The organism is Actinotalea sp. JY-7885 (assembly GCF_014525465.1).
Taxonomy (GTDB): Bacteria; Actinomycetota; Actinomycetes; order Actinomycetales; family Cellulomonadaceae; genus Actinotalea.
The window spans coordinates 1-5137 of record NZ_JACEXH010000208.1; the positions used below are offsets into that span (position 1 = coordinate 1).

General features: G+C 75.2%; 3 protein-coding genes and 1 pseudogene. 2 read left to right on the top strand and 2 right to left on the bottom strand.

Annotated features, from left to right (window positions below):
- Positions 1 to 270: 270 nt before the first annotated feature.
- Positions 271 to 1251: a hypothetical protein gene (locus IDM29_RS14770; RefSeq protein WP_182111636.1), complete on the top strand. Its 981-nt coding sequence runs from the start codon at positions 271 to 273 to the stop codon at positions 1249 to 1251.
- 87 nt (positions 1252 to 1338) lie between these two features.
- Positions 1339 to 2280, top strand: coding sequence for a tetratricopeptide repeat protein (locus IDM29_RS14775; protein ID WP_188037707.1), 942 nt, complete (start codon positions 1339 to 1341; stop codon positions 2278 to 2280).
- Positions 2281 to 2340: 60 nt separating this feature from the next.
- Here the strand turns inward: IDM29_RS14775 and glgB are convergent, their stop codons facing one another.
- Positions 2341 to 4554 carry a 1,4-alpha-glucan branching protein GlgB gene (gene glgB / locus IDM29_RS14780; protein WP_188037708.1) on the bottom strand — a complete coding sequence of 738 codons (2214 nt, stop codon included), beginning with the start codon at positions 4552 to 4554 and terminating at the stop codon, positions 2341 to 2343.
- A gap of 53 nt (positions 4555 to 4607) precedes the next feature.
- A pseudogene (locus tag IDM29_RS14785) lies at positions 4608 to 5137 on the bottom strand (phosphotransferase); the annotation flags it as partial.

Genomic DNA, 5137 nt, shown 5'->3' on the forward strand with positions numbered 1-5137 from the left:
CGACGCGGCGTCGCCGCAGCGCGTGGCCCCGACGGGGCCGTCGGGCGACGCGTGGCGGCGCGCGTGGGGGTTCTCGGGCACAGGGGCGGACACCGCGACGGACGCCACCGACCGTGGGACCGCAGACGGCGGCACCGCAGACCGTGGCACCGCAGACCGTGGCACCGCAGACCGCGGAGCCGCCGCGTCGGAGCCGCCGCGCCCGTCCCCGGCGCCGACGACACCCACGACACCGGCCCCCGGCCGGTCGCGACCCGAGGAGCCCCAGCGATGAGCCGACGGACCCGAGGCGCCGCGCTCGTGACGGGTGCCCTGCTGCTGGCCGGGTGCGCGACGCCCCTGCCGGAGCCGCAGCCGGACGCGGTCCCCGCGGTGCTCCCGCCGGCGGTCTCGCAGGAGCAGGTCGAGGACGTCATGGACGAGGTCGCCGCGGTCCTCGCCGAGGCTGATGCCGCGACCGAGGCGTCGCTGCTCGACGCCCGGCTGTTCGGGCCGGCGCGAGAGATCCGCGGCGTCGAGTACGCCCTCGCGCGGGCGGGTGACCCCTCGGCGCTGACGCCCATCCCGGCCGTCGCGCAGACGATCGTGGCGCCGACCACCGACACCTGGCCCCGGACCGTGATGGCCGTGACGGAGGCCCCTGCGGACCTCCAGGCCCCGCTGCTGCTCACGCTCGTGCAGGAGACGCCTCGCACGCCCTACCGGCTCTGGGCGTGGGTCCGGCTCTTCCCGGGCGTCGAGATGCCCGCGACCGCGCGTCCGGAGGTGGGCAGCGCGCCGGTGGCGAACGACGCGGACACGGTCGCCGTCCCGCCGGCCGACGTCGTCGCCCGCTACGTGGACCTCCTGACCAACGGCGACGCGTCGCCGTACGCCGCGGAGTTCACCCCGGACCCGCTGCGCGCGGGGATCATCGCCACGCGTGACGCCTTCGCGGGCGTCGTCGGCGCCAACGGCACGCTCACCGAGACGTACGCGCCGCTGGACTCCGGGCCCTACTCGATCGAGACGGCCGACGGCGGCGCGATCGTCGTCGGCGGGTTCCGGACGGTCACGACGATCACGCTCGCCGACAGCACCCTGACGATCGGTGACCAGACGGCGGCGCTGCTCGGCAAGCCGACCGTGGCGAACAACCTGGCCATCAGCTGGCTGAGCGTCGTGGCCTTCGCCGTGCCCCCGGCCGGCTCGAGCGAGCCGATCACGGTCCTGGGCGGCGAGCACTCCCGGATCCAGGTGACCGGCGAGTAGGCGTACCACCCGCGACCACCGATCGAGCACCGATCGACCACCGAGACCCACCACCGGCCCCGCGCCCGACCACACAGGAGCAAGCCCATGTCGCAGCCCACCGGCCCCCGCCCGCCCCTGGACGTCCGCGGCGCCGTCGACCTGTCCGGCCTCGGCCGCCCGCCCGCACCGGCTCCGGGCGGACCCGCGGCGGGCTCCGGCGGGTCGCGCTTCGTGCTCGACGTCGCGGACGAGGCGACCTTCGCCCAGGTGGTGCAGAGCTCCGCCGAGGTCCCCGTCGTGTTCGTGCTCTGGGCGTCGTGGAGCGAGGCCAGCACGACGGTCGCCGCGGACCTCGTCGCGCTCGCCGACGAGTACGCCGGCCGGTTCCTGCTGGCGCGGGTCGACGCGGAGGCGACGCCGCAGATCGTGCAGGCGTTCGGGGCGCAGGGCGTGCCCGCCGTCGTCGCGGTGCTGCGGGGACAGCCCGTGCCCCTGTTCCAGGGCGCGGCCGCGCCGCAGGACATCCGGGCCGTGCTGGACCAGGTGCTCCAGGCCGCGGCCGCCAACGGGGTCACCGGCACGCTGCCGGGCGGCGACGAGCCCCAGGAGCCGCAGGAGTTGGCCGAGCCGCCGCTGCCGCCCCTGCACCAGGCGGCGTACGAGGCCATCGAGCGCGACGACCTCGACGGCGCCGTCGCCGCGTACACCCAGGCGCTGCAGGAGGACCCGCGCGACGACGAGGCGCGCGCGGGCCTCGCGCAGGTCGAGCTCCTGCGGCGCACGGCCGACGTCGACCCGGCGCAGGCACGCTCCGCCGCGGCGGCGGACCCCCGCGACGTGGCGGCGCAGCTGCGCGTCGCGGACCTCGACGTGCTCGGCGGGCAGGTCGAGGACGCGTTCGCGCGCCTCGTCGACGTCGTGCGCACGACCGCGGGCGAGGACCGCGAGGCCGCGCGCGTGCGGCTCATCGAGCTGTTCGGCGTCGTGGGGGACACGGACCCCCGCGTGCTCGCCGCCCGGCGGGCGCTGGCGAGCGCGCTGTACTGAGCACCCTGACCTGAGCACGGCCCGGGGTGGGGCGGCCGGCGGCCGCCCCACCCCGGCGCGTCAGACGGCCGGCTCCTGGCCCTCCGGCACGAGGAACAGGGCACCGAGCGGCGGCACCCGCAGCGTCACGGACGCCGGCTGCGCGTGGAGCGGGTGGTCCAGGGCCTGCACGCGCCCGAGGTTGCCGACGCCCGAGCCGCCGTAGAGGTCGGCGTCGGTGTTGAGCGCCTCGACCCACGTGCCCCCGAAGGGCAGACCCACCCGGTAGCCCTCGTGCGGCACGCCGGCGAAGTTCACGACGACGACGACGCAGCGGCCGGAACCGTCGCGCCGGATGTAGGAGAGCACGTTGTGGTCGGCGTCGTTGGCGTCGATCCACTCGAAGCCCGCCGGGTCCTTGTCCAGGACCCAGAGCGCGGGCTCCTCGCGGTAGAAGCGGTTGAGGTCGGTGACCAGCCGCGCGATGCCGGCGTGCTCGGGGTACTCGAGCAGGTGCCAGTCGAGCCCGCGGCCCTCGGCCCACTCCGACGACTGGCCGAACTCGCTGCCCATGAACAGCAGCTGCTTGCCCGGGTGCGACCACTGGTAGGCGAGCAGCGACCGGACGCCGGCCGCCTGCTGCCACAGGTCGCCCGGCATCTTGCGCAGCAGCGAGCCCTTGCCGTGCACGACCTCGTCGTGGCTGATCGGGAGCACGAAGTGCTCCGAGAACGCGTAGACGAGCGAGAACGTGACCTCGTGGTGGTGGTACCGGCGGTTGATCGGCTCCTCCGCGAGGTAGCGCAGGGTGTCGTTCATCCAGCCCATGTTCCACTTCAGCCCGAAGCCGAGGCCCCCGCCGTCGGTCGGTGCCGTGACGCCCGGCCACGCCGTCGACTCCTCGGCGATCATCATGATCCCGGGGGTGCGGCGGTACGCGGTCGCGTTGGTCTCCTGCAGGAAGCGGATCGCCTCGAGGTTCTCGCGCCCGCCGTGCACGTTGGGCCGCCACTGGCCGTGGCTGCGCGAGTAGTCCAGGTAGAGCATCGACGCGACGGCGTCCACGCGCAGCCCGTCGATGTGGAACTCCTCGAGCCAGTAGGTCGCGTTGGCGACGAGGAAGTTGCGGACCTCGTTGCGCCCGAAGTTGAAGACGTAGGTGCCCCAGTCGGGCTGCTCGCCCAGCAGCGGGTCCGGGTGCTCGTAGAGCGGGCTGCCGTCGAAGCGGCCCAGCGCCCACTCGTCCTTGGGGAAGTGGGCGGGGACCCAGTCCAGCAGCACGCCGATGCCGGCCCCGTGGAGCCGGTCGACGAGGTAGCGGAAGTCGTCCGGGTGCCCGAAGCGCGACGTCGGCGCGTAGTACGAGCTGACCTGGTAGCCCCACGAGCCGCCGAAGGGGTGCTCGGCCACGGGGAGCAGCTCGACGTGGGTGAACCCGGTCGCCGCGACGTACTCGGTGAGCTGGTCGGCGAGCTCGCGGTAGCCCAGGCCCGGGCGCCACGATCCCAGGTGCACCTCGTAGATGCTCATGGGGCCGTGGTGGGGGTCGCTCGCGGCGCGGCGCTCGAGCCAGGCCGCGTCGTCCCAGTTGTAGGTGCTCTCCACGACGACCGACGCGGTCGCGGGCGGGACCTCCGTGCCCTTGGCCATGGGGTCGGCCTTCTGGCGCCACGAGCCGTCGCGCGCCAGGATCTCGAACTTGTAGCGCTGGCCGGGGCCGATGCCGGGCACGAAGAGCTCCCAGACCCCGGTGCTGCCCAGGACCCGCATCGCGTGCGCCGCGCCCTGCCAGTGGTTGAAGTCGCCGATCACCCGGACGGCCTGCGCGTTCGGGGCCCACACCGCGAACGCGGTGCCGCGGACCTCGCCGAGGACGCTCGGGTAGCTGCGCACGTTCGCGCCGAGGACCGTCCAGAGCTCCTCGTGGCGACCCTCGGAGATGAGGTGCAGGTCCACCTCGCCGAGCGTCGGCAGGAAGCGGTAGGGGTCGTCCACCACGGTCGTCACGTCGCCGTAGGTCACGCGCAGGCGGTAGTCCGGGACCTGCGTGCCCGGGAACGCCACGACCCAGACGCCGCCGTGCTCGTGCTGCGCGGCGTGCTCGCCGTCGGGCGTGACCACGACCACGGCGTCGGCCAGCGGGCGCAGCGTCCGCACGGTGACGGTGCCGGCGTCGAGGTGGGCGCCGAGCACGCGGTGGGGGTCCTGGTGCGTCCCGCTGACGATCGCGTCGAGCTCGGCGGTGACGACGTCGCGGGGGGTGGAGCGGGGCATCGGGGTGGGCGGCAAACTCATGGACTCACCCTGCCATGGTGGGTGGCCCCCCGCACGAAGGCCCGGGCCGGGTGTCAGACGCGGTCGAGGAGGCGATCGACGCCCGCCAGCGGGATGGCGACCCAGTCCGGTCGGTTGCGGGACTCGTAGACGACCTCGTAGAGGGCCTTGTCGAGCTCGAGCGCCCGCAGGAGCGCCTGCGCGACGTCGCCCGCGCCGGCCTCCTCGACGTAGCCCCGGACCAGCGCCGCGCGGGCGCGCTCCGCCCACGCGGCCGTCCCCCCGCCGACGGCGGCCGCGTAGTCCAGGGAGCGCAGCATGCCCGCGAGGTCGCGCACCGCCAGGTCGGGGCGGGTGCGCTCGTGCGCGGGCGCCTGCGGCTCGCCCTCGAAGTCCAGCACGACCCAGCCGCGCCCGGGCGCCCGCAGCACCTGACCCAGGTGGTAGTCGCCGTGGACGCGCTGCAGCGCCGGCAGGTCCAGGGAGCCGACCTCGGCCAGCACCGCGTCCAGCGCCGCGGCGCGGTCGGCCAGGACGGGGGCGGCCTCGACGGCCGCCGCGGCCCGCGACCGCAGCGTGCGCAGCACCGTGTCGGCCGTGCGGG